Here is a 26,114-nt window from a genome sequence, read left to right on the forward strand (position 1 = left end):
ATAGAAGATAATTGGCATGGGAAATGCATATAAACAAATTAGCTGTGTGGCCCTTGACAATACAGATATTATGCTGTAGAATTAAGCTACAGAGGTAAGGGCAAGTAATGTTAAGTGTAGTAAAATATATAATTAGGTTTGTTTAACAAGTCTATACGATAAGATAGGGGGAAAAGATGAAAACAAAATCTACCTTTAAAGTAAGCGGTGGTATCCCGCCTGTTATTAGGATTATCAGCCTTGTGATTGCATGTGTTTTCACTATTACATCAACCACATATGGTGTCCCGCGCAATCTGTGGGATCTGAGGACAACTGGAAAGTCCGCGACAGCGCAAAAAACCGGTCCGCTAACATACGTTGACCCCGCAATGTTTGTTGTCCCGGAAAATTTCGGGTCAGTGACTGAGCGGTTTAAGTCTGCCGGCACAAAAAACTCCAAAAAGCTCATTATACAGATACAGGACTCGCATTGTAATTATGAGGCGCAGAAAAATATCTGGAGCATGATAGATATTTTCAGCAAGGATAAAAACATTGCTGGTTGTATGAACATGATTGCGATTGAGGGTGCTGAAGGGATTGTTGATGCTACGCCGATACGGAAATATCCTGATCCCGAAATCCGTCGTCAGGGCACGGATTACCTTATGCGTACAGGGTGGCTTACCGGTGCGGAATGTTATGAAATTAATGCTAAGGATAATCCGATACCGCTTTTTGGTGTTGAACAACGAGCGCTTTATAATGAGAACCTTGACTTTTTTAAAGATGTAAAGGAAGCATCAAAGAAAAGTAAGACATTTTTTAAAAAACTGTCAAACGCGATAGAGGTATTAAAACTCAAAGTGTTTTCAGGGGCTTTAGCCCAGATAATCAAAAAGAGAGACCAGTGGGATGAAAACGTAATTAAATTTACGGATTTTTGCAAGTATCTAGCTAGTGAAGCCGTAAAAGTAGGTATCGGCAAAAAAGGCGCAAAACAGTTTAGTGACAAGAGAGACTATCCGAACCTTACCGCGGTTATTGAGTCAATAGAACTTGAGAAAAGAATAGACTCAAAGAAGATAAATATTCAGCGCAAAGCCATGATCGCGGCACTACAGAAAAAAATGGTAAAAGAGGAACTTTCTGAGCTGGTAAAACAATCTCTTTTCCTGCGTATAGGAAGGATTACATCGGGCATGTTTTACAACTATTTGAAACAGATTGCAGTGGCAAAGAAGATCGATATGGCAAAGTATCCTGATCTGAAAGGGTATATAGAACTTGTTGAGCTTCACACCACAGTAAACGCAGGGAAACTTTTTGATGAAGTTGATAATCTTGATCGAGCGATAAAACAGAAACTATATAAAAACAAGGATGAAAAAGAACTTGATCTGGTTATAGACCAGGTAAAGATGCTTCAAAACCTCTTAGATCTCAGGATGACACGCCGCGATCTTACCTATTATGAGAACAACAAAAAAGATATCACATCCGGCAAATTGATACAAAAAGTTGCACGGCTGTCGGACAGGCATAATCTCAGGGACGCTTTGACAGGTTCTTTGGGATGGCTTGAAAAAAACAAAAAACTTAATGTTGCCGCATCACAAGGTTTTTATAATGCCGCACTCAAACGTGACGATATGCTGGTGGAAAATACGTTAAGAGAGATGGAGAAACGCAAGTCAAAGGTTGTTGCTATGATAACGGGCGGATTTCATACGCAGGGGATGAAAGAACAGTTTAAGGCTAAAGGGTATTCCTATGTTGTTGTGACACCGCGGTTGACACAGGCGTGTGATGACAAGATATATCTTTCAAGGATGATGAACAAGCTGAGTGAGTTTGATAAGCTTTTTACCCAAACAGGGAAAAGACTCGCGCCGTGGGTAGCTTTGCAAGCAGAGTTAGGGCTTGTCGAAAAAGAGTTCAAAACGCTTGCTAGTACATTAGAATTATTAAATGACCAAGAAGTAAAAGTAGGTGCTACAAATATTATTAAAGTTGCTGGCGGTATTATGAAATTAGAGAAAACGGCAGACGGAGTTAGTTATGAAAAAATAAGTAATAAAAAAGTAACGGCAACTGGCACAATTACTGTAGCAACGACAGCAGATGGAAATGTGAGTTTTACACCGGTTGTTACATCGGAAGAAAAAGAAGTAGCAATGAAGAGTGATGAGACTAAAGCTGAAGAAAAACCAACGGAAGATGAAGGGGAAACTCAAGAAACCAAAAAGCAAGAAATCAAAACTCAAAAAACCAAAAAGCAAGAATCCGAAAAGCAAAAAACCAAAAAGACTAGAAAACCGATAAAAATAGTCAGAAATACTTTAAAGGGAAGAATTAGTGCTCTTGAGAAGGAATATAAGAGTGCACTGTATTCTAATATATTAATAACACCATCAAAAGGCGAATTAGAGGACCAAATTAAAGGACATGACGAAGCGTTAGCAGAAATAGCCGAACTGTTAAAAATTCTTGCAAAAGAAATTGGGGAGTTCTTGCCTTCTCTAGAAAATCGTGAGAAGCAGATAAGGTCGGTAGAATTACAAACAAAAGAAAATCGTGAGAAGCAGATAAGGTTGGTAAAATTACAAACAAAAATAAATTTCACAAAAAAGATTGATAAAAGAAAATTAAAAGAAACTCAAACAGCTGAGAGAATAGCAGACCTTGAATCATCGTTTAAGTTGCCAGTTCCTAGTGAGCCAGTTATTAGTACTAGAGAAAATATAGAAAAATATATTGAAGATATAAATAATAAAATAGCCGAGATTGACGAATTGATGAAACTTTATAAGGATGGAAAAGGTATTGGTGCAGGTAGGATTGCCCCTGACAAATTAGAAAACAAAAGGCAAACATTAGTAGCCCAAAAGGACACCGCTTTGCAGGCCAAGACCTACCTAAGAAAAGAAAAGGTTAAAATTGCATTCCGAGTAGAGGCCAAGAGGCAAAGGTGGGGTGGGTTTCTAACGCCAAAAACAATGGATGTTTTAGCCGGTGATTATATAAAACGCAAGATGGTTGATTTAGATATAAAAGATTTAAAAGAAATGCTAGAGGATATGGAATATGTTGCTAATGGTGGTGAAATGACAAACGAAGAAAAGATTAATGCTCTGTCAGCAAAGATTGCCGCAGCTAAACAAAGAATTGCTTTGCTTCAAGTTCCATCAATAAGTGTTGTTTCAGAAGAATTGGAAAGTATCAAAAAAGCAGAAGAACCTGCAAAAACAGTTGCTGTTGCTGTTTCTTCGGACGAATACTCTGAATTTGATTTGGGTCTAATGGCGGAATTAGGGATAAAAAAGGATAATCTTACCCCAGAAATTATTGCTGAAGCTGATAAATTATTAAAGGTAGATAAACGTCTCAGCGGTAAGAATCTTGATGCAATGGAGATATATAAAAATGACCCAATGATACGTGGAGCGTTATTACAGCTTTTAGCTCATATGAATAGAGAGAGTGGCAAATATAATGATAATAAAGTTTTATATCATAATCTTAGGCATTTTAAAGGTGTTCTTCAAACTTATATGAGGATTGCCAAAGCAAAAGGAAACGAAGGAATATTTGTAAATGGTGAGAGGTCATTGAAAGTTGGCCTGGTATCGGCACTTTTTCATGATACCGGATATTATGATAAAGAAAGAGTGGATGAAAGAACAGGAATATCTGGTCGAGTTGTACTTCATGAGCAAGCGAGCAGAAATTATGCCAAAGAATTCATGACTAAACTAAGCAAAATTAGCGGTGTAGAGGAATTTAAACCGGCCGAGATTGAAGCAGTTTTGACAATGATAGATAGAACAAAAATGGTGATGAATAATCCTTATGCAAATGCTACAGCAATGACTGATTTGGTTGAACAGGATGATAAAGCTTATGAAGAGGCTGAAGCCATATATGATCGTCTAAAAGCAAAATCGGACAGAGAGGAAGGGTTAAGTAACGAAACGGATATAAACGATTTTAATAAAGCTAAGGCAGATATGGATGCAATAATGGGAGGCAGGCTTTTAGCATACGCGGATGTGTATGGTGATGCAGACGATTATCTGGAAACCATTTCAGGATTACAGAAGGAATTTAAGGAAGGTTTGGATCCGGCTTGGAAACCAACGATGTTAGAGCAAGTGGCTGCCACGGTAACAGGGGAAGGTGAAAAGGGAGCCCCAGGGTTCCAAAACGAAATCGTAGAAGTGTGGCGTTTTGGTCCTTTAAAAGAAAGTAAGTATGCAGGAAAATTTAGGTTACCTAGTGATCTCAAAGAAGACCGCGATAATAATATTAAAAGAAACAGAGAGTTTAGGAGAGCCTTTAATGTTTTTAGAGGGATAAGCACTGGTAATAGAGACGTGGCCCGTACAATAATTGAAAATTATGTGAATACTATTGAAAAGAATAATACTTATGCCGGTAACACCAATATGGTCGTAGAACAACTTAAAAAAGAAATTAATAGTTTTGACCAGGAAAACAATGAAAGAGTGGCATGGAGAACAAAACTTGCTGATGTAGGAGTAGATGTGAATTCAACAAGGTATCAAAGGTTAAAGGATAAGAGACATGGGATGTTTGAACCCTCCGTAAAAGAGGCCGCGATGGAAATGGCTGCCCAAACTGTTTCTTCTGACGGAAATGTAATATATGTAGATTTTAGAAATGAAGCGCCAGGTGGAATAGAAGAGCTTATAAAGGAAATTAGTCAGGAAGATATAATTGATTTAATTGTAAATGCGGAAATTAGTGATATTGAAGAATTGCTTAAAGGAGGCAAATTTAAAGAAGCGCTTAAAGTTACACAAGCAGTCACAAAATGGCTTGCAGATAAAGGTGAATTTGAAAAATGTCAAAAGTTTCTATATGCCATAATGGAAAAAAATATATATGAAGATAGTGCTAAATCATTTAAAGATGCAGTGGTTTTAGATCGTATTGCGGTGCTAGTTATTATTAACTCTAAAAAGAATTTGTTGAAAATAGAATATCTTGAGGCATTTGTTAATAGATTGATTTTGCAGGCAGGAACTGCTGATATAGAGTATCTATATGAATTAGTAAGTAATAATATTAATAAGGAAGATAAAGACATATTACAAAACGCTATGGGAAAAAGAATAAAACAATTGGGGGATACAGCAATAGAGGGAAACAAAGAAGACTTAGCATTGCTTGTGAATCCAAAAGGATTAGGAAAGAATAAAGAAATTAGTGATTTGGCAGAAAAAGAATTGGAGATGGTAAATTCCATAGAAGAGATTTTGACGGGAGTAACTTCTATTGCTAAGCAACAGGCAATAAAGAAAGTAGCAAAAGACGAAAGGGCTATTCCGAATCTTATTAAAGCATTGAATACTGAAGACGATGATGTTTGGCGCGCAGCAGTGGATGCCTCAATATCTATGGGTGAGCCTGCAATAGGTGAACTTATTAAGGCTTTGGAAAGTAAAAATCATATGGTTCGTCTAGGTGCAGCTCAAATATTACAAGATATTGGCGATAAGGATGCTCTTGCTGAGCTAGAAGAAATCATAAAGCAAGAAATAAATAAAAATGTAAAGAGTTCAATGGAGTTTGCAATTAGAGATTTGAAAAAGAAGCTTTTAGTCGCTGAAGTAATTCCCGCTAAAAAAGAAAAAGCTCCTCAAGCTATGGCACTGAGAGCTGAGTTGGCGTTGGCGGATCTTAAAGGTTCTTCTGGATTGGATGAGTTGATTGATAAAGTAGAAGCACTAGCAAAAGGAGCTGATGAATCAGAGGCGCTTGAGGCAGTAAGTATATTAAGTGAATATGCAAGAGAAGGAGATTATAGAAATTACGCGGCAAGAGTCTTAGCGATGATAGTTCTAAATAAAAGAAGTAATACTGCTTCAGAGAAGGTTAAATCAGATGCATATAATGCATTAAAGGAAGCAGTAGCAAATGGTAATGAAAAAGCAAAAAAATTTATTTTATCATTAAAAATAATGGAGTTAACAGATATAGCATTAGACGAGAGCAAAACTCTAGAAGATCGAAAAAATGCAATAAAAAATATTGGATTAAGCGAAAATGGGATTTCTGCAATTAATGAATTGTTTCTGATAGCAAGCAGTGATGCTGCAGGAGATTTAATTAAAAGAGAGGCAGTTAAGATCCTTATAGAATTATCAGACTCAAGTAATGTTGGCGTAAGTCAATACGCAGAAGATAGGTTTAGTAAAATTGCAGAAGCGGAACAGAAAGAAGCCCAAGCTGAAGTGCCGGGGACAGGAGAAGCTATAAAGGAAGCGGCTAAAATGGATGAAATGGTTAAGCTGTTAAAGAGCAAGGAAGGGATTGAGAGTATTTTGGATGAAGACGTGATAGCTGTACTAAAGTATGATAAGCAATCAGATGATCTTAGTCCTGAGCAACAGGATAAATTAGCTCGCTACAAGGAATTGAAAGGACCTATCAAAAAGGGAAACGATAGGGTAAAGGATGAGTTTATCAATGGCAATAAAAAAGACGATGGGACAAAGGAAACCGTTGTTCTGGATGTTTCCAAGGAGACGCACGATTCATATTATCGTGGAGAGGTAGATAAATTTATTGAGGGAGCGGAAGGGGCTTTTCTTCCTGTGAACCTTAACGATGAACTTTCTTTGACGAAAGATGAAGATGGTGCTAAGCACAAAGCCAAGTTGGGCTCCGAGAAAGTTGGTGGAGTTAAAGGGATGGAGAAGTTGAGAAAAGAGCAGATTGAAGTGATGGAGGCGAACGTCTCTGGATATAAGGCTGTGCTTGGTAATGACAGATACAATCGATTATTAAATAGGCTAAAAGAGATGAATTCTGCAGAATTAAAAAATATGAAGATCAACACGTTAGTGCAGCCCTGGTTTGAACTGATGGCTCAGGCAGATCGAATTCAAGGAGAGGAATACACCTATACCGCGCAGGCCCGCAAGGATTTTCTATTTGGTCTACAGGCAGACTCGGTAGCGGCGATATTGGGGGTTTTAGATGCAAAGACGCTGGAAAATTTAAAAGTGCTATTAGCGAAGAATGATAGCAACGGTGCGCGTGCTCTGTTGGTGGATATATTGAGGAAGGTGAATGCGAGCTGGCGGATAAACAATCCGTGGACGGATAATCCGTCACTTTTGCTCGACCCCTTTGATGTAGCCGAGGCAGGTGGAATAGGGGTAGGTGAGATAATGAAGGATGTAGTGGTGCTCAATGCGATTTTGCGGACATTGAACAAAAATGACGTGAATCTCCCCGCAGGGGTAAAGGAAGGCATTGATGCAGCGTTTAGTGCGGGGTTAGACGAAGTTCTGACGAATATGGAAGATACGAGTTTGCTAGCCGCGGCGATATCGCCAGAGAAGGCAGCTCAAGAGGCTAAGAAGCTTGCACTTGCCAATGCTGAAAAAGAACGGTCTGCTAAGGAAGTGCGAGAAAAGTTAGCAGGCACACGAACCACACCGTTATTAGATGTTTATGAAATGACAGAGACTATAAAGCAGGCAGTGAAAGACGAAAATGCTGCTGATTTGTTAGATATATTAGTAAATCGTCGTGGAGAATTACATGGGGAGCAGGAAAGGCTAGTAAAAATTGCCTTAATTGGACTTTGTGTAAATAATGAAACAATTTATACGAAAATTCAAACGGCAAAAGCAGTAGCATTTAGTGAAAAAAATAGAGATTTAACGAAAGCGCTTAATAATATAATGACAGAATCCTTAAAGATTCAGAAAGAAAAACTGTTTACAGGTAAACAGACTGCTGGGGAAATACGAGAAAAGATAGCAGCCAAACAATCCGCAGCGTTAACAAATTCTATGAAAATGAAAGAGACTATAAAGCAGGCAGTGAAAGACGAAAAAGCTGATGCTTTGTTAGATATATTAGTAAATCGTCGTGGAGAATTACAGGGGGAGCAGGAAGGTGCAGTAAAAGATGCCTTAATTGGACTTTGTGCAGCGGATGAAAAAGCCAGTCGCCTTGTAAGTTCTGAAAAACGAAAGGCCCAAAGAGCCAGCAAAAAAAGTTTAGTTGCTTTACTTGATGAAATTATAGATACATCAGAAGATCCAATGTATGGAATGACGCAAATTAACAAAGAAGATCAAGAATCCCTTGCTAAAAGAAAAGCTTCTACAGCGAAAATACTTTCTTTTGCGAAGAAGACAGCTGATAAAAAAGTTATAGCACAAAAAGGGTCTTCATTCACTAGTTTGAAATCCCTGTTGTTAGGATCGGACGATCCCAGACAGAAACTACAAGCATTCAACGAACTAAAAAGAAGATCTCAAAGTAATGAGTCGGTAGATAATGCACCAAAAGCAATTTCAGTTTTACAAGACGCAGTGTTAGGAGCAGCAAACATAAATAAAAATAAACTAATAACACGCGAACTGCGTTCGGACATCATTGACGTATTATTTAGTGTTGCAACTAACAGCGAAGTAAGAAAAAATATAGAAGATGATATAAGAACAAAAGCTCATAATGCTATAAAGGAGATAATGAATAAAACCAGGTCAGCTGCTGATAAGGCTGAAAAGAAGATATTTAATAGGACAGATGCTGATTTGGATGTTATTGCTATTAATAGTAAAGCTAAAATTGCTTTTAGTAAAATGGATTCTGTGAGAGATGAACTTGATCTGGCCGCTAAAAAGAAATTGGGGGCAGGCAAAAGTTTTAAGGATATTGCAAGAGATCTTGATAGAAGAGATGAAATTGCACCCGGAAGTAAGGTTAAAAGAGCTAGTATAAAAGCTCAAGTTATAAAATTAGTAAGAAATTCAATTGAAAAAAATATCGAAGGAGACAAGTTAACATTTACAATCAAAATTGATGGAAAAGAGGTTGCTTTAAGCATAAAGTCCGGAGAAATAAGTGAAACAGATTTCGCTCAGCCGATAGTTAAAAGAAATGCCGAGGGTAATATTACTCATGTTGATATAACGATTTCAGATAAAGATAAAGCAAAACTTATGTCAGATTTGGAGAGTAAGAAACCCGAGGAGTTTAAATCTGCTTTAGATATTCTTGCTGACCTTGTTTCTCACGAAATAGTTGAAGATAACATAAAAGTTTTCCTTGTGAGTAATTATTCCGGTGAAAATGATGAGTGGCATAACGGTGTTGCCCATGCTTTAATGGCGCGTATTGAAGGAGGTATTAATGATTTGAATATATATATGATGGATGAGTTTATGGATTTTTCTGATCTTGAAAAGATTGTCTATGAACATGAAGTTGATCCGACACATGAAGTATTTTTTAGATCGAGCTTAACAAGGATAAATAAATTCGAGAATGAAAACGCTGCAAAAGAATTTGTTAGAAATAAAGGAAAATATATTAAAGATATTTATGCGAATAAGGATATAGATTCTAAAAAGAAGATGGAGTTATTGAAAAACGTGGAAAAGATAACAAATTATGCTAAACTTCTGATCCTGTCAAAAACATTAAGTAAAGTGGCTTCTTCTTCTGAAAACATACGTATTATTAACGGAGTCTTTCAAGGTGAATTAAAAAGAGCAATTAAAAAAGGTGAATTATCAAGAGTGAATCAACTTGTTGTGGGTATGGGAAGAAATTTCACGACAGAAGGCACACAAAAAACTGTTTTTTCAATAATTGATATGATTATAGATAATCCAAAAAGAATAGATCAATTAGTTTATGACGAGTTTCACGGTCTAAAAATAGCAAAAGCAAAAGCAAAAGCAAAAGCAGAGAAGCCTTTAATAGAGTTATTGGAAGATTTTGATATTGATTATAATAAATTATCTGTTTCAGATAAAGAATCAGTTAAAAAAGTCAGTATAATTTTAGCCAATGCATTGGATAACAAAATCCCTCAAAATCTGAATACTGATTTATTTATCGGTGTGAATAAAAATGTTGCAAAAGCACTCATGAATATTATAAAGAAAAAGTCAATGGATCAAGGTGTGGATTTTGTAATCGGTCATTCAGATGGCTATGAGTTCAAAAATAATAAAGTTGCTGGGCTCGTGAAAATGTGGGTACTGGGCTTAAAAACGCAAAACCTTAAAAATGTTACAATTGTTAAAGCCGATGTGAAGAATGTGCCGAATAGAGTTGCCGATGTGTGGGTAGAGAAAGGATGGGCAAAAAAAGTTAATAATAAATATGTAATTACGAAAAATATGGGGTTAATGATAGGAACACAAAGCGCGATCGGGTTCAGTGAAATAATTGATAATGAGTCTTTGGGACAGCTAAGTTCATTTCTTGTGTCAAATGCCGATGGAGAACTTAAACGTGAAAATATTGAACTTATAGCCGAGATAGGATTACCTGAAATTGCTGAGATGTTAAAGACGGGAGATTTGGAGATACTTGATGTTCTAGATGTTGGTGTTGGTACACTTGATGATATTGAGAAATCTGCTAATACATTGATACACGCATAAAAACGTATCATGTATTGCGTGCAGTGTAGGGTGTAAAAACAAAAAGGCGGTTCGGGGTTATATTATACCGGGCCGCTTTTTTTGCTAGAAAAGGGGACAGCGCCCTTTTTTTTAGCGTTCATTATAATGTGCGATTTTCACCGCGTAGGAGACCTACGCCAAGCCCCTAGTTATACACCGCGTAGGAGTCTCTTTGAGCCACCTACGCGGTGGGGGTGTTGGTCGGAGTCTGGTGGGTGGAGCAAATCTTTATTCTTGACAAATGGATGTGTTATGTTAATGTTAACGCACGATAAGACCTTTAAGAATTCAGTATCCGACATATCATTCCGCTGTTCTGTACCGTTGCTTTTTCGAGCATCGCTTCCAGCTGGTGAATTCGGATGTTATGTGCAAAAAAATGTGCGGGAGGTGAAGAATGCCGACAATTTCTGTGTTTTATGGAATTATTATTAGGATGTATTGTTCCCCGGGGGAACATAATCCCCCACATTTTCATGCGTATTATCAAGACAATAAAGCTATTATTGATATCAACACATGTGAATTAAAAGAAGGGAAATTACCATTAAAACAAATGAAACTTGTATTAGCATGGGCTGAAATACGTAAGGAAGATTTGCTGGCAGACTGGGAATTAGCATCAAAGGGGGATCTTCCATTTAAAATAGAACCATTGAAATAAAGGGATGAAGTATATGTATTTATCTGTAGTAGATGTAAAGCCATTAGAAGGATATAAATTGTTATTAACATTTGAAAATAAAGAAATCCGAGCTTTTGATGTATCTCCGTATTTAAGCATAGGAGAATTTTCCAAGCTAAAAGACATTTCTTTATTTAACACGGTAGCAGTGAAATTTGACTCTATTGAATGGAGTAATCATTTAGATTTGGATCCTGAATTATTGTATCAAAAAAGTGTCAGAGTGTTATAGTAAAAGGGGACAGCGCCCTTTTTTTAATGAGCGAAGAGATTAGATTTGCATTAGAAAAGCTTGAGAATGCTGTTTACAAACTAAAAGAAGCTTTCAGGCTCGGATGGATACAATGAAACAATTTGTCAATACGATAATTGCTACAAATGAGGGAAAAGAAGATCAACTTGATAAGAAAACGCAAAAAGTATTGCAGGCTAACGGGATAGAAGCAAACGGTGTACTTAATCTCTTGCCTGAAGTTACTCGTGACGATAAATTCTTTAATGACCTGCAGGATGCTATGAAGACGATGGCGTTTCAGGCGTAAATTCGTTCGTCGTTCATGGTTCATAGTTCATAGACAAACCAGTTCATACTTTTCTATTGTAAACCTTTGCAGAATTGTCCTTTTGAGATTATTTATATCCATTTATTTACACCGCCCCGATATTATCGGGGCGGTGGGGGTGTTGGTCGGAGTCTCTTCGAGCCACCTACGCGGTGGGGGTGGTTTTTGTTCCTAAAAAAGGTTGATTTTCCTTATGTTTGCCAGTAAAGTATACACTCATTTTGCGCCTGTAGCTCAACTGGATAGAGTGTTGGTCTTCTAAGCCGAGGAGTGCCATTGCCTATTTATAGACATAATTTCTTGTATCGTTCAGGAAATAATAATAAGGTATTCCGAAAAAAATATGAGTGAAGAACTTGAAGTATTAAAAATAGTTACACAGCGCTTAAACCAATCAAATATTGTTTATATGATTTCAGGTTCAATAGCGGCAAATTACTATACTGTGCCGCGAATGACAAGAGATATAGATATTGTAATTGAGCTAACAAAAGCTGATACTAGTAAATTCGTTGCTCTTTTTCAAGATGATTTTTATATGGATGAAAAGGCGATTGAGAAAGAAGTTTCTCGCCATGGAATCTTCAATTTGATTCACAACCAATATGTCATTAAAATAGATTTCATTATCCGGAAAGAATCAGAGTTTCAAGATTCCGTTTTCTCCCGTAGAAAAAAGGTTCAGGTAGAAAACAGCCCAATGTGGTTTGTTTCCGCGGAAGATTTAATTTTAGTAAAATTGCTCTGGGCTAAAGACAGCTATTCAGAAGTGCAGTTGAAAGATGTGCAAAACCTAATAAAAACAGTAAATGATTTAGATCTGGAGCATATTAAAAAGTGGGTTTTACGGTTAGGATTAGAGCAAGTGTATAGAGAGGTCTAACAGAATGAAGGATACGTCTGATGCAATAGCAGTCCGTTTTCAAGATATGATTATGAGGCGTAATCCGGCAGAACGTTTACTTATGGGCTGTTCCATGTATGATACTGCCAAACAGATAGTAAAAAGCTCTATACTTAATCAGAATCAGGGAATAACACCTCAGAAACTAAAAGAAGAAATATTTCTAAGGTTTTATGGAATGGAATTTAGTGAATCTGAAAAAAAGAAGATATTGAGTGCCTTGAGGTAAAATTGTAGAAAAGGGTAGAAAAGGGGACAGCGCCTTTTTTTTAGCGTTCATTATAATGTGCGATTTTCACCGCGTAGGAGACCTACGCCAAGCCCCTAGTTATACACCGCGTAGGAGTCTCTTTGAGCCACCTACGCGGTGGGGGTGTGTAATGGGATGTGTTCTAAGAAATCGGGATGCATATCTTAGGTAATATATTCTACAATTGATTTCAGGTATTGTTCGATGTCTGTCAGGCTATTGTGTAGTATCCGGTAAACTTCTTTTGAATCTATCATTACGTAATCATGTACCAGAATATTTCTGAAACCCGCCATTTTTTCCAGATTACCAGCCAATTCATTTGGAATTACTTTTTGGCTTGAGAGTATGCTGAATATTTCCCTGTAAGTGTTAGGATAAGGGAAATTCTGTTGAGATATAATCTGGGATCCTATATCAATTGATAACTGTATGGCAACTTCAAGTTTACGTTCGACGGCTGCTTGGATATCAATATTAGTCAGGTATTCATCTTCTGAAATGCTCAGTTTGCTTTTTAAATAATCAAGCGTCGTTTTTAATTCTTTAATCAATGTTTCTATAACAGTCTTGTCTACCATTTATGCTTTCCTTATTTTGTTTATAGCATCTCTAGTAAAGAAATCAAGCATAGGTTTTATATCTAAATATTCATTTATCACCTTTGCCTTATAGTGAAAAGGCGTTAAATCATTTTTGCAATGTATCATAGTGCCAAAACAAACGGCCTGATATCTCAATAGTGGCGGGGCATTGTTGAGTATGACAAGGTCAATAGTATCACTATTAAGTATTTGTTTTATTTCTCTTAAAAGTTCAAGCTTGTAATCGAATAAATGTGGTGTGTTTTTAAGTAATAGCGCAATGTCGGTGTCAGATAATGCGGTGTCTGTACCTTTAGCTTTTGAACCGAAAAGATATGCCAGTTCTATCTCAGGTTTGTTTTGGAATAAGTTATGTAGTAACTGTCTCATAATACAGTTAAACTAACAGAGTGATATGCCGTTGTCAATGTGTTTTGCTCCTAAAAAAGGTTGTAGAAAAGGGGACAGCGCCCTTTTTTGCGTTCATTATAATGTGCGATTTTCACCGCGTAGGAGACCTATGCCAAGCCCCTAGAGATATACACCGCGTAGGAGTCTCTTTGAGCCACCTATGCCAAGCCCTAGTTAATACACCGCGTAGGAGTCTCTTTGAGCCACCTACGCGGTGGGGGGTGTTGTATAGTCTCTTTGAGCCACCTACGCGGTGGGGGTGGTTTTTGTTTCTAAAAAAGGTTGATTTCCCCTGTGTTTGCCAGTAAAGTATACACTCGTTTTGCGCCTGTAGCTCAACTGGATAGAGTATCGGTCTTCGAAACCGAGGGTTGCCCGTTCGATCCGGGCCAGGCGCGATTTCGTTCATAGTTTATCGTTGATCGTTCATAGACTATGTATTTTTAAATAGTATTTTTCGATGAACTATTAACGATTCCACAAGGGGACTATCTCCAGAAAAATTTATTTATAAATTTTTCTGGGGGTAAACTAAGTATTGACAATGGCGTTTTATTTTTGGTATTCTTACGGCTCAATTTTGCTTATAAGCGCCGTTAGCTCAGCTGGTAGAGCAACTGACTCTTAATCAGTGGGTCGAAGGTTCGACTCCTTCACGGCGCAAAGAATGATATGATTCAGGGCGAGTGGTGAAATTGGCAGACACGTAAGATTTAGGATCTTATGCCGTAAGGTGTGTGGGTTCAAGTCCCTCCTCGCCCAGATTTTGAAAGAATGTAACGCGAGCGTAGCTCAGTGGTAGAGCCCTTCGTTGCCAACGAAGCTGTCGTGGGTTCAAATCCCATCGCTCGCTCCATAGTAAAGGCCTTTTATTGACATGAAAATGTCGGTAAAGGGCCTTTTTGTTTTAATTAATAATGTAATATGTGTTAGGATATTATTGATTCCATAGGGAGTATGTATGCCTGATAAAAGAATACATTTAAAAGATATTCTTAATACTGATATTAACAGTAAGAAATATGCTGATATAATTTCATCGTATGGTTTTATTGATATTGATAAGGTCGTTACCTCTGTACGTAATATGGTTACAGATGATGCGATTTATGAGTATTTTTCCCTTATCTTTCCCACTCTTTTGGATGAGTTTTCCCGTTCTCCTGACCCCGACACGGCTCTTAACAACTTCGATCGTTTTATAAACGGATCTTTTAGTAAGATTGCTTTATTTTTAACATTATCACAAAAATCAGATAGTGTTCGCATACTGATAAAGCTTCTTGGTACAAGCCAGTTTTTATCTGATGCGCTGATACGTAATCCCGAATATTTTGATTGGATGACAGATAAAGAAGTCCTTTCTCTTGTTGGAGATAGAACCGCACTTATTAGCGATATTGAAGAATCTGTTCTCATATTTAATGACTATGATAGCAGACTTAATTCACTCAGAAGGTTTAAAAGAAGAGAAATGCTCCGTATAGGCGTGAAAGATATTCTTGGGATGTCTCGTGTTGAAGAGACGGTGAAAGAACTATCAAACATTGGTGATGCAGTCCTCACTGCGGCATATCGTATTTCGCATGATGTACTCTATAAAAAGTATGGTACACCGAAAGAAACTAATAGCGATAATCCTGAAAGAGACGCATCGTTTGCAGTAATCAGTATGGGAAAACTTGGCGGAGAAGAGCTTAATTATAGTTCTGATATAGATGTTGTCTTTGTCTATTCAGAAGATGGAATGACAGACGTAAAGGATATTCCCAAGGCAAAAAGTATAACCAATATTGAATATTTCACAAAAATGGGTGAAATGATACTCTCAATAATAGGGAGTACTACTAAAGAAGGATATGTCTTTCGTATAGATACGCGTCTTAGACCGGAAGGGAACACAGGGCCTTTGGTGCGATCGCTTGAAAGTTATCAGGAATATTATGCCGCGTGGGGTGAGGCATGGGAGCGTATGGCGCTTATTAAGGCTCGTTTTTCTGCGGGTAGTGAGGTGTTGGGAAAAGAGTTTATTGGTGCGATAAAGCCCTTTGTGTATCAAAAATCACTGAGTCAGAGCTCTATTGATGAGATAAAAGATATAAAACGAAGAATCGATCATGAAGTATCAAAAAAGGGGAGGACATTCACCGAGGTAAAGTTAGGCTATGGGGGTATCAGAGAGATAGAGTTTACCGTACAAGTCTTTCAACTTATTGGTGGTGGAAAAAATCCCAAATTGCAGACGCCAACGACACTTAACGCTATACAGGTGTTATCATGCGCGGATATTTTTAATAAAGATGATGCTATTAATCTTATGGAAGCGTACAGGTTTCTGCGTGTTTTGGAGCATTTTCTGCAGATCGAGAACGAATTACAGCTTCATCATTTGCCGACGGATAATGATGAGCTGAACAAATTAGCAAAGAAACTTGGGTACGCCGATATTGAGGAAAAAAGTGCTCGCGAGCAGCTTATGAACGATTATAAAAGGCATACAGATTTTGTTCACAGCGTACACATGAGAATATTTGCAAAAGATAATACTGATTCTAATGCTGAAGGGATAGAGTATCTCTATGAAAATAAATGTAGTACTGATAGTGAACAGTATCTTAAAGAAATAGGTTTTCAGGACATAAAAAAAGCATTTTCAAACATAAAATTTCTTTCTGAAGGGCCGGGTTATGTACATATTATGCCCTCAACGGTGAGAACATTTAAACAGTTTCTTCCTGATCTTATGAAATTTCTTAAAGAATCTCCTGATCCTGATATGGCCTTCAATAACTTTGAACGCTTTGTCTCATCTCAAGGAGCGCGATCAGTATTTTACAAACTGCTTGATGAAAACCGCAATCTTATAAAATTACTCGTCCATCTTGGCGCACACAGTCAGTATCTCTCAGATACTGTTGTAACAAACCCCGATATACTCGGGCAGATCCTTATGCCGGGAATGCTGGAGTTAAAAAAAGATACGAGCATCTTGTACAAGGAATTAACCGCACGCACTAATATGTATAAAAGCTATGATGATATATTAGATGAAATGAGAAGATATAAAAAAGCTGAAATTGTTCGTATCGGTCTGAAAGATATTTTAGGTATAAGTGGTTTGGCTGGTACTCTTAGAGATATTTCTGCTCTTGCAGACGCATCCTTGAAAGTAGCTGTTGATGTTGCGTTGAAGATTCTTGTAGAAGAATATGGGTATCCGGAGACTGAAATCGGCAATAAAAAGAAAGCTTCCGAATATGCGATATTTGGGCTCGGTAAGCTCGGCGGTTATGAAATGGGGTATAGTTCTGACCTTGATATTGTTTTTGTGTATCGTGGTGACGGGCAAACTGCATCTGCCAGTAAGAGCATAACAAACAGAGAATTCTTTGCGTATTTTGCGCAAAAAGTTATAGAAATAATGACTAAAACGACCGTTGAGGGATCCTTATATAAAGTTGATATAAAGATAAGTCCCGGGGGTAAAGGTGAGGGGATTGTTCACGCATTTGAGAAATATCAGAACTACTACGGTACGTCAAGTATGACCTGGGAAAGACAAGCGTTTACTAAGGCACGTTGTATATGCGGGGATGTTTCTCTACAAAAAGATTTTGAAATATTAATCGCTGATTATGTCTACGGTAAATGTCTTTCGTCAAAAGAGATAAAAGAGATCTATGATATGCGCCTCTTAATGCAGAAAGAAAGAGTTAAAACTCGTGATAAAGGCTATCATATAAAATTAGATCCCGGTGGTATTGTTGATATCGAATTTATTGTGCAAGTAATACAGCTCATGCAGGGATGTAAAGATAAGGATGTTAGAAAAACAAATACATTAGAAATACTTACTATCCTCGGAGAGAAAGAATATCTATCAGGAAATGATTTTATGATATTACATAATGCATATATTTTTATGCGTATTATTGAAAATAAAATACGTATTGTGTCAAATCATTCACTTGATGCTATTCCCCATGAAGAAAAGAAGTTAAAAGTATTGATCAAAAGGTTGGGTGAGAACTATGAAAGCATCGGTTCATCGAAGGCGTTTCTTGATCAATATCATGTATTCGCGAGTAAGGTGAGAGCTATCTTTGATAATATTTTTAAAGAAAAATAAAAAAACCGTATTTCGTATATAGTATATAGTATCTCGTAAATGAAAACGCCCCGATTTTGTCGGGGCGTTTTCTTATTTGACTTCCTGCATCGACTTAGATGTCGTAGTACATGAAGAATTCATAAGGATGCGGTCTCATACGCATCGGATTTACTTCGCTATCAGTTTTGTAATCTATCCATGTTTGAATAACATCTTCTGTAAATACGTCACCCTTTAATAAGAACTCATTATCTTCCTTGAGAGCATTTAATGATTCTTCCAGTGATCCCGGTGCTGTAGGAATGTTTGCAAGCTCTTCCGGTGGTAAATCATAAATATTCTTATCAAGCGGATCTCCCGGATGAATCTTGTTTTGAATACCGTCTAGTCCGGCCATAAGCATAGCTGAAAACGCAAGATATGGGTTACAGCTTGGATCCGGTGTTCTAAACTCAACTCGTTTTGCTTTTGGGCTCTGAGAATACATCGGTATTCTTATTGCCGCGCTTCTGTTTTTAGCAGAATAGGCTAAGTTTACCGGTGCTTCAAAACCCGGAACTAATCTTTTGTATGAATTTGTTGTTGGATTTGAAAACGCAATGATCGCATTAGCGTGTTTCAACAGTCCGCCAATAAAGAACATTGCGGTATCACTGAGTCCCGCATATCCGTTTCCAGGAAATAGCGGCTTGTCGCCTTTCCATAAACTGATATGGGTGTGCATACCAGAACCATTATCACCAAATATCGGTTTCGGCATAAATGTTGCTGTTTTACCGTATTTGCGTGCGACATTCTTAACGATGTATTTAAATAACATTAGGTTATCCGCCATCTTTACCATTTTATCAAATCTGAGGTCGATCTCTCCCTGACCGGCAGTTGCTACTTCGTGGTGTTGGCATTCAACATGTAATCCGCACTGTTCCATAGTTAAAACCATGTCTGAACGAATGTCTTGCTGAGAATCTGTTGGTGCGACGGGAAAATATCCTTCTTTATGTCTCGGCTTATACCCGAGGTTCGGGGATTCTTCACGGCCTGAGTTCCATATGGCTTCTGCTGAATCAATGAAATAGTATCCGCTTGAAGCATTTTGATCAAAACGAATCCCGTCAAAAATAAAGAACTCTGCTTCCGGACCATAAAACGCAGTTGTTGCTATACCGGTTGATTTTAAATACTCCTCTGCTTTTTGTGCGATGTGTCTCGGATCTCTTAAATATCTTTCTTTTGTTATAGGGTCAACGATGTTACATACAAGACTTAATGTCGGTATTGACATAAAAGGATCCATCAATGCTGTTGATGGGTCCGGCATAACAAGCATGTCACTTTCGTTAATTGCTTTCCATCCGCGTATGCTTGATCCGTCAAAACCAAGACCTTCTGAAAATTTATCTTCGCTAAATTCACATATCGGGACAGAAAAATGCTGCCATAACCCCGGAAAATCCATAAATTTGAAATCTACCATTTTGGCGTTATTCTTTTTTGCCATTTCTAATACATCTTTTGGTGTTTTACAAGTGCTCATGTATGTACTCCTTTCAATATTTTATCTTTATGGTACGCGCGGCAGGAGAAGATTCGCAGGGCTTCCGCCACAAAGCAACAGCGGATCATGGAAAAGCCCTGCACTACATTCATGCGCCGCCTTACTCACCGGTTACGCTAAAGCGCTTTTTCTCCTGTTTTACCTGTACGTATCCTGATAGCTTCTTCAACGGGTATAACAAATATTTTTCCGTCTCCGATCTTTCCCGTTGCGGCAGCTGTTTTAATGAGTTCGATTGCTTTTTCGACAACATCGTCAGAAAGCACAATTTCTATTTTTATCTTTGGTAAAAAATCGACCACATATTCACTGCCTCTGTATACTTCAGTGTGGCCTTTTTGACGGCCGAACCCCTTTACCTCTGTAACGGTCATTCCTGTAATACCGATTGTTGAGAGTGCCTCCTTTACATCTTCCATCTTAAATGGTTTTATAATTGCCTGGATTAGTTTCATGCCACCCTCCTTTTTTTAGGGGTTAAGAAATAATAATATCCCCAAATTGAAAACTCATCTTTGGCCGTCTGCCTCGTTGCTCCTCCTTAACGTACCGCAGGGGGTACGCCAGCGTCGTCACGCCTTGCATACGGTTCAAATCTGAGCCTCCAAATTGTGGATATTATTGTTTCTCAACCCCTTACTACGTATTATATATGAAAAAAGAAAAGTGAACAGCATAAAACGAGCAATTTGTGTGTCAATAAAATCGGGGGTAAAATGGTGTTTATGAGTAAATTGCCGGCATTTTTGATTGCACAGTGATTTAAAAGTGTCAATTTTTGTTAGCGTAGAGCGGATAGCGTGTAGCGTATAGTATTTAAAAAGTCTGAAATCGATGAATTATGCACCAGGAACGATATCTGTGTTATGTCTGTGTTAACACGTAGTTTTGTTGCTAAAGTTTTTAGTCTGTGGTCTCTGGTCTTTCTTTAAGTGATTTCTAGTGCTTCGAGGAGAGATACTTTAATATCGTTTATTTTATTGTCACTGGTGATCTTTTTGCTTTTTAGGTCAGTAATATAGAATGTATCTATTGCGATACCTTTTTCTGTATGAATTTTAGCAAATGATATATTGACGTTCAGTATGGATAGTGTGTGAGATATTGTGTAGAGAAGGCCAAGATTGTCCGGGGACTGTATCTCGATAACAGTTTTTGAATGTGAAATTGAGTTATCTATTGTAACAAGTGTGGGAATTTTCTTTCTTAAAATATCAGGTTTTGGTTTGATCTTTTTTTTATGTTCTGTAATGGCCTCTGAAAGTGAAATTTTCTCAGATATAGTTTGTTCAAGTGTTTGTTTAAACTTTTTTATTGTTTTATTCTCTATATAAGGGTCTCCCGTATCATCGGTAGTGCTGAATGTGTCAACGACGATTTTGTCACTTCGCGTGTTTATTTGAGCACTTAATATATTGATGTTGTTTAAGGTAAAGCTACCTGCTATAAGAGAAAATAAACCCATTTTATCGTATGTGCATACTGTGATTTCCACTGCAGTAGGGGGGTCGGGAATATGTTTTTCTATTGTGACAGAAGACTCTTTATCTGCTATCAGTTCACTACAGAGCGTTATATGTTGGGCAATAATTTCAGGTGGGGTGTACAGCGAGTATTTTGGCGGCATGAGGCTGAGATGTGATGTTATCATTTTATCCTCTATTTCTTCCGGAAGAATGATGCGGACACTACGTTTTATCTCATCAATCTTTTTTTGTTCCGGTACAAAAGTCAGTTTTCCTTTTAGCTGTAGTTTTGTTTTGTGAAAAAGCTCCCAAATCAAAGATTCTTTCCATTCATTCCATAATCCCGGGGATACAGCTTTTGCATCAGCATAGGTAAGTAATACAAGCATATATAAAAGATCAATATCTTTAATATTTTTTGCTAAATCAACAAACAATTTTTCATCGTCTAAATCCCGTCGTTGCGCAATATGGGGAAATGTGAGGTGATTCTTAATCAAGAAGATTATCTTTTGAGAAATATTCTTATCTATACCAAGTCTCTTGAGTACTTTTTGTGCTTGGATGCAGCTTACCGCTACATGTCCTTCAGCGTCGTATTTTCCAATATCATGCAGGAGTAATGCAAGATACAATATTTTCGGATTCTCGATCTTGTCAAAAAGTTCCCTGTATTTATCAGTTTTATACATAAGCTGATCAAGGTTCTCAATAGCGACAAGGGTGTGTTCATCTGCGGTATATTTATGGTAATAATTATCCTGAACCAAGCATACAATTTTGCCGAATTCAGGGAGGTATTTTCCGAGAAAACCTGTTTCATTCATTTGTCTTAAGATGACGCCTATTTTTCCCGGCGTGTTAAAAATCTTCAGGAAATTATCTGCTGATTCCTTTGAACTTTTGAATGTTCGGTTAACATTTTTCAGATTGTTTCTGATAAGAGATTTTACGTCTTCATTCAGCGCGGCGTCATGAGCTTGTGCTGTAGAGAAGATCTTGAAGAACATTTGCGGGTCACTATGTATATTAATTTGTTCGGAATCTTTGATATAGAGCGCATTATTAAGAAGTATTATGCCATCTGCTACTTCTTTAGGCTTATTTGAAAAAAGACTAAAACGGGATTGCGCTTTCTTTTCTTTGTATTTTGCGACAACATTTTGTGTGATAAAAGCAATGTTTCTGGCATGAGTATAATACTCTTTCATAAAGATCTCAGGTGCAAGCTGATCATGTTTATCTTTGTAACCAAGGTTATATGCGATCTTTTTCTGATATATCATGGTGAGAATATCCATTTTCTTTTCAGCGGTATAATGCAGTTCGTTACGTACACGCATAAGAAAATCGTATCCATGATTAAGTATCTTGAGATCTTTTTCGGTAATGAAACCGAGTTCTTCATAGTATGCAAGATCAACCTTTTTGTATTTAAACATACATAACCACACAATGCTTTGAATATCACGTAATCCGCCGATACATTCCTTTATATTTGGTTCCTGTATATACATAGATGCCCCAAAGCGGTAATGCCTGTCTTCACGTTCCTTTATCTTTTGAGAAATAAAAGTATTAGCTATACGGGTGTTTTTAGAGAGAAGTTCGTCTAATTGTTTTTTTAATTGGTCAAATAGTGGTTCTTCCCCCGCAATAAAACGAGATTCAAATGTTGAGGAGCACATTTTAACATCACTTTTTGCGATTGCTATTGCTTCATCGAGAGAACGTACCCCATGACCTAATGAAAGTCCCGTGTCCCAAAGCATGTAGAGTATTTTCTCTATCATGAACTTGATGTACGGGTGCATTTTTTTCTCATATATAAACAATATATCCAGATCAGAATATGGGTTCAGCTCGTTGCGGCCATAACCGCCATTTGCGATTAATGCACATTTATTTTTAGGCAATGGCAATCCTTTTTGTACATATTCCAGATGTGCAATTTTGTATATGTGCTGAATGAGTACATCAATAAGATATGATCTGCTTCTGCATATTGTCAGTCCATCGACACCATTTCGATGCTGTATCTTAAGTCGCTGTTCTTCAACGGTGAGAAATTTTTTAAAAAGTGTGAGGTGTGCTTCTGTCGTTAAGGATGGATCGTGTGTGAGGTTTTTTTCAGCGTTTTTGAGTATTTTATCTAAATTAATTATCATTATAAAGTGTGTGGGATTATTCTATTTTGAATCCGCCTTTTATGCCATGCGTTTCGATCTTCTTACGCAACGTATTGCGGTTCATCATTAGAAGTTTAGCCGCTTTCAATTGATTGCCTTTTGTGTATGAAAGTGCATTTTTAATAATGTATTTTTCAATATCAAGCATAATGTCTTTTTCTTTTCCCGGTTCCGCATTTTTTATGATTTCCGCAAATAGTTCATGCGAAATCTTCTGTAAACGTTCTTCGAGTGTTCCTTCATGACCGGATCTAACGGTTCCTTTATCGCTGAAGTTGAAATCTTCAGGCTCAAGAATAGATTTTTTTGAAATGACCATAGCACGTTTTGTTGCATTTTCAAGTTCGCGAACATTTCCCGGCCAATTATGTTTTTTTAATTTATTCATCGCTTCATCAGACATCTTAGATATTTTTCTTTTTTGTGTCTTATTGAATTTATTAATGAAATATTTTGCCAACAGCATAATATCTTCTTTACGTTCACGGAGCGGGGGAATCGTAATGGTTACAACATTAAGTCTGTAGTATAGGTCTTCTCGGAAGTTCCCTTCAGTCATAAGCGTTTCGAGATCTCGGTTTGTTGCAACAATTAACCTTACATTTACCTTTATTGTTTCTGAGCCACCAACACGCTGAAATTCTTTTTCCTGTATCATGCGCAATATTTTTGCCTGTGTCGCAAGAGACATATCTCCGATCTCATCAAGAAAAATGGTGCCGTTATTTGCCTGCTCAAATTTACCGATTCTCAGATGTGTCGCGTCGGTAAAGGACCCTTTTTCGTGACCAAAAAGCTCGCTTTCAAGAAGTGTGTCGGGTATTGCCGCACAGTTTACCGCAATAAACGGTTTTTTGTTCCGCAAACTGTGGTGGTAAATGGCGCGGGAAACAAGTTCTTTACCTGTTCCGCTTTCACCGCGCAGGAGTACCGTTACATCATTTTCGGCAACTCGACCGATAAGTTTATATATTTCCTGCATCGGTTTTGCTTTACCGATGATGTTTTCAACTGCTTCATTGCTGTCTTTAAACACTTCAGGAGAGACAAGGTTTTTCATTGAAGCGCTGACCTCAAGTGCTTTAGCGATAAGTATTTTTAACTGATCAATATCCTCAAACGGTTTCATGATATAATCATAGGCACCGAGTTTTGTTGCCTCAATAGCGGTTGAGGTGGTGCTGAAAGCGGTCATGATGATAACGATTTGTTTCGCGTTATGTGCTTTCATCTCTTTGAGGACTTCTAATCCGTTCATTCCGGGCATTTTAATATCCATAATAACCAGATCATGATCGTTTTCTTCAACATTATCTAAAGCGATAGGACCGTTTTCTGCAGTAGTGACTTTGTAGCCTTCTTTTTCAAAAAGACGGGTTAGTGAATATCTCATCGATTTATCGTCATCAACAATAAGAATAGAATAGGGCATACGATCCTCAGTTATCTTTTCTGTATAATTGGAATATACACTTTAAGTGTTGTTCCAGCGTTTTCTGTGCTTTCAATCTTAATATCGCCGCCATGTTTTGCGATTATCTTTTGTGTTATAGATAATCCTAAGCCCAAACCTTCTTCTTTTGTTGTGTAAAATGGCGTAAAAAGCATTTTTATATTTTTTTGGGCAATACCTATCCCAGTATCTTTAAATATTATCTCTAACGTGTCAAGGGATTTGGTTTTTCTACTTGTTTGTGATGCAGTAATAATGAGATTGCCGCCCTCTGGCATAGCCTGAATAGCATTAAGCATGAAGTTTAAAAACGCTTGCTTCAAGAGATTGGGGTCACCTTTTACTTTCGGTAACTTAGAGGAAATATCTAACTGTATCGATATGTTCTGTTTTTTTATTTTTAGCTTAACAAGAGTGAGAGTCGATTTTATCACATCTTTAATTGCCAGTTTTTCATATACCGGTTCCTGTGGGCGTGCAAATTTAAGGAATTGAGAAATAATAGAGTTTAACCGTTCGATCTCTTCATTAATGACGGCGACATCTTGCCCTTGTTTTACATTCACCGGCAGTTCGGTAAAAAGCGCATTTATGAGAATCTTAATACTTGTTAAAGGATTTCTTATTTCATGAGCGATACCGGCAGAGAGTTCGCCGAGTGCCGCGAGGCGTTCTTTACTGATAAGCTCATCCTGTGCTTTTAAAAGTTTTTCTGTTGTCAGTTTTACTTGCCGTTCTAACTCGATATTAAAATGTTTCAGTTTATCGTACATCTCGGCATTTTCTATGGCAATGCCCGCATGGTTTGCAAATGTAACGAGTGATCGTAAGTTATTGTCTGAAATAGTTCGGTTTGAATGGAGATTGTCAGCAGTGACAACTCCCTTAACCTTGTCTGGTGCGGTTAATGGTACTGCCGCAAATGATTTCACGTTGAATAATTTAATAATGTCTTTATTCGCATGAGGGTCGTTTTGTGCGTCCTGAATAACATACGGTTTGTTTTTTGAAAATGACCGACCCACAATACTTTTATCTTTTTCAAGGGGGAGGACGATATCAATACTTTCCTCTTTTTTTAGTTTTAATCCTACAGCCATTTTAAGCCTAAGCACTTGAGCCTCTTCATCATATATGTACAGGCGCGCCCGGTCAAAACCGATACCTTTGGTGACCGCCTTTAAAATAAGGTGAAGAATCTCGTTTAAGTCAAGCGTATGCATCGAACTCGATATCTTATAGAGTAAAGATAATTCTTTTAGTTCTGTTTGACTTGTTTTTGTCTTTGTAATCTTGAGCTTTTTCATTTTTGCCTCTCATTAAGATGATATTCTATCAGGATAGTCTTGAATTTAAAATATATTTTGGTGGATTGTAAAGTTAAATGCCGTAAATAGTGGTCATTTTTCATTTAAGCTGCGATCTCCTGAAGTTCTCTTTCAAACCCCTGTTGAGCAGATTGAAAATTTAGTATCTTGCGTGGGTAATT

At 37.4% G+C, this 26,114-nt stretch carries 14 protein-coding genes and 4 tRNA genes; 11 read left to right on the plus strand and 7 right to left on the minus strand.

Going from position 1 to position 26,114, the window contains the following annotated elements; translation table 11 throughout:
- The first annotated feature begins 176 nt into the window (after positions 1-176).
- The 6 genes from P9M13_05735 to P9M13_05760 all read left to right on the plus strand — a co-directional run bounded on the left by P9M13_05735 (position 177) and on the right by P9M13_05760 (position 12,832).
- On the plus strand, positions 177-10,430 hold the full coding sequence (locus P9M13_05735) for a HEAT repeat domain-containing protein (protein MDP8262787.1): 10,254 nt from the start codon (positions 177-179) through the stop codon (positions 10,428-10,430).
- A 418-nt stretch (positions 10,431-10,848) separates the two neighbouring features.
- Complete coding sequence (locus tag P9M13_05740) at positions 10,849-11,115, plus strand: DUF4160 domain-containing protein (GenBank protein ID MDP8262788.1); 267 nt, start codon at positions 10,849-10,851, stop codon at positions 11,113-11,115.
- A 13-nt stretch (positions 11,116-11,128) separates the two neighbouring features.
- Positions 11,129-11,368, plus strand: a complete 240-nt coding sequence (locus P9M13_05745; protein MDP8262789.1) for a DUF2442 domain-containing protein — start codon at positions 11,129-11,131, stop codon at positions 11,366-11,368.
- 112 nt (positions 11,369-11,480) lie between these two features.
- Positions 11,481-11,678, plus strand: a complete 198-nt coding sequence (locus P9M13_05750; GenBank protein ID MDP8262790.1) for a hypothetical protein — start codon at positions 11,481-11,483, stop codon at positions 11,676-11,678.
- A gap of 364 nt (positions 11,679-12,042) precedes the next feature.
- Positions 12,043-12,582 carry a hypothetical protein gene (locus P9M13_05755; protein MDP8262791.1) on the plus strand — a complete coding sequence of 180 codons (540 nt, stop codon included), beginning with the start codon at positions 12,043-12,045 and terminating at the stop codon, positions 12,580-12,582.
- 4 nt (positions 12,583-12,586) lie between these two features.
- Positions 12,587-12,832 (plus strand): hypothetical protein, encoded by a 246-nt coding sequence (locus P9M13_05760; GenBank protein MDP8262792.1) that lies wholly within the window; start codon positions 12,587-12,589, stop codon positions 12,830-12,832.
- A 185-nt stretch (positions 12,833-13,017) separates the two neighbouring features.
- Here P9M13_05760 and P9M13_05765 read toward each other — a convergent pair whose 3' ends face one another.
- Positions 13,018-13,434 carry a DUF86 domain-containing protein gene (locus tag P9M13_05765; GenBank protein MDP8262793.1) on the minus strand — a complete coding sequence of 139 codons (417 nt, stop codon included), beginning with the start codon at positions 13,432-13,434 and terminating at the stop codon, positions 13,018-13,020.
- Positions 13,435-13,827: a nucleotidyltransferase domain-containing protein gene (locus P9M13_05770; GenBank protein ID MDP8262794.1), complete on the minus strand. Its 393-nt coding sequence runs from the start codon at positions 13,825-13,827 to the stop codon at positions 13,435-13,437.
- 345 nt (positions 13,828-14,172) lie between these two features.
- Here P9M13_05770 and P9M13_05775 point away from each other — a divergent pair.
- The 5 genes from P9M13_05775 to glnE all read left to right on the plus strand — a co-directional run bounded on the left by P9M13_05775 (position 14,173) and on the right by glnE (position 17,977).
- A tRNA-Arg gene (locus P9M13_05775) sits at positions 14,173-14,246 on the plus strand.
- A gap of 192 nt (positions 14,247-14,438) precedes the next feature.
- Positions 14,439-14,511, plus strand: a tRNA-Lys gene (locus P9M13_05780).
- Positions 14,512-14,528: 17 nt separating this feature from the next.
- Positions 14,529-14,610: transfer RNA gene (locus P9M13_05785), tRNA-Leu, on the plus strand.
- A 19-nt stretch (positions 14,611-14,629) separates the two neighbouring features.
- Positions 14,630-14,704: transfer RNA gene (locus P9M13_05790), tRNA-Gly, on the plus strand.
- A gap of 105 nt (positions 14,705-14,809) precedes the next feature.
- The gene (gene glnE / locus P9M13_05795) at positions 14,810-17,977 is read left to right on the plus strand and encodes a bifunctional [glutamate--ammonia ligase]-adenylyl-L-tyrosine phosphorylase/[glutamate--ammonia-ligase] adenylyltransferase (protein ID MDP8262795.1); all 3,168 of its coding nucleotides are present in this window, start codon (positions 14,810-14,812) and stop codon (positions 17,975-17,977) included.
- A 94-nt stretch (positions 17,978-18,071) separates the two neighbouring features.
- Here the strand turns inward: glnE and glnA are convergent, their stop codons facing one another.
- From glnA to P9M13_05820, 5 genes are all read right to left on the minus strand, one after another.
- Complete coding sequence (gene glnA, locus P9M13_05800) at positions 18,072-19,496, minus strand: type I glutamate--ammonia ligase (protein ID MDP8262796.1); 1,425 nt, start codon at positions 19,494-19,496, stop codon at positions 18,072-18,074.
- A 137-nt stretch (positions 19,497-19,633) separates the two neighbouring features.
- Positions 19,634-19,972 carry a P-II family nitrogen regulator gene (locus P9M13_05805; protein ID MDP8262797.1) on the minus strand — a complete coding sequence of 113 codons (339 nt, stop codon included), beginning with the start codon at positions 19,970-19,972 and terminating at the stop codon, positions 19,634-19,636.
- A 473-nt stretch (positions 19,973-20,445) separates the two neighbouring features.
- Positions 20,446-23,151, minus strand: coding sequence for a [protein-PII] uridylyltransferase (glnD, locus tag P9M13_05810; protein ID MDP8262798.1), 2,706 nt, complete (start codon positions 23,149-23,151; stop codon positions 20,446-20,448).
- A gap of 16 nt (positions 23,152-23,167) precedes the next feature.
- Positions 23,168-24,604: a sigma-54 dependent transcriptional regulator gene (locus P9M13_05815; GenBank protein ID MDP8262799.1), complete on the minus strand. Its 1,437-nt coding sequence runs from the start codon at positions 24,602-24,604 to the stop codon at positions 23,168-23,170.
- Between the two features lie 11 nt (positions 24,605-24,615).
- Entirely contained in the window at positions 24,616-25,932 is a 1,317-nt protein-coding gene (locus P9M13_05820; protein ID MDP8262800.1) for an ATP-binding protein, read from the minus strand.
- Between the last annotated feature and the right edge of the window lie 182 nt (positions 25,933-26,114).

This window comes from Candidatus Ancaeobacter aquaticus (assembly GCA_030765405.1).
GTDB classification, from domain to species: Bacteria; Auribacterota; Ancaeobacteria; order Ancaeobacterales; family Ancaeobacteraceae; genus Ancaeobacter; species Ancaeobacter aquaticus.

Bases quoted from the DNA above. Each gene is read 5' to 3' on its own strand.
- P9M13_05750 (MDP8262790.1), top strand. From the start codon at position 11,481: ATGAAACAATTTGTCAATACGATAATTGCTACAAATGAGGGAAAAGAA.
- P9M13_05770 (MDP8262794.1), bottom strand. From the start codon at position 13,827: ATGAGACAGTTACTACATAACTTATTCCAAAACAAACCTGAGATAGAA.
- glnA (MDP8262796.1), bottom strand. From the start codon at position 19,496: ATGAGCACTTGTAAAACACCAAAAGATGTATTAGAAATGGCAAAAAAG.
- P9M13_05755 (MDP8262791.1), top strand. From the start codon at position 12,043: ATGAGTGAAGAACTTGAAGTATTAAAAATAGTTACACAGCGCTTAAAC.
- P9M13_05815 (MDP8262799.1), bottom strand. From the start codon at position 24,604: ATGCCCTATTCTATTCTTATTGTTGATGACGATAAATCGATGAGATAT.
- P9M13_05765 (MDP8262793.1), bottom strand. From the start codon at position 13,434: ATGGTAGACAAGACTGTTATAGAAACATTGATTAAAGAATTAAAAACG.
- P9M13_05735 (MDP8262787.1), top strand. From the start codon at position 177: ATGAAAACAAAATCTACCTTTAAAGTAAGCGGTGGTATCCCGCCTGTT.
- glnD (MDP8262798.1), bottom strand. From the start codon at position 23,151: ATGATAATTAATTTAGATAAAATACTCAAAAACGCTGAAAAAAACCTC.
- glnE (MDP8262795.1), top strand. From the start codon at position 14,810: ATGCCTGATAAAAGAATACATTTAAAAGATATTCTTAATACTGATATT.
- P9M13_05805 (MDP8262797.1), bottom strand. From the start codon at position 19,972: ATGAAACTAATCCAGGCAATTATAAAACCATTTAAGATGGAAGATGTA.
- P9M13_05760 (MDP8262792.1), top strand. From the start codon at position 12,587: ATGAAGGATACGTCTGATGCAATAGCAGTCCGTTTTCAAGATATGATT.
- P9M13_05745 (MDP8262789.1), top strand. From the start codon at position 11,129: ATGTATTTATCTGTAGTAGATGTAAAGCCATTAGAAGGATATAAATTG.
- P9M13_05820 (MDP8262800.1), bottom strand. From the start codon at position 25,932: ATGAAAAAGCTCAAGATTACAAAGACAAAAACAAGTCAAACAGAACTA.
- P9M13_05740 (MDP8262788.1), top strand. From the start codon at position 10,849: ATGCCGACAATTTCTGTGTTTTATGGAATTATTATTAGGATGTATTGT.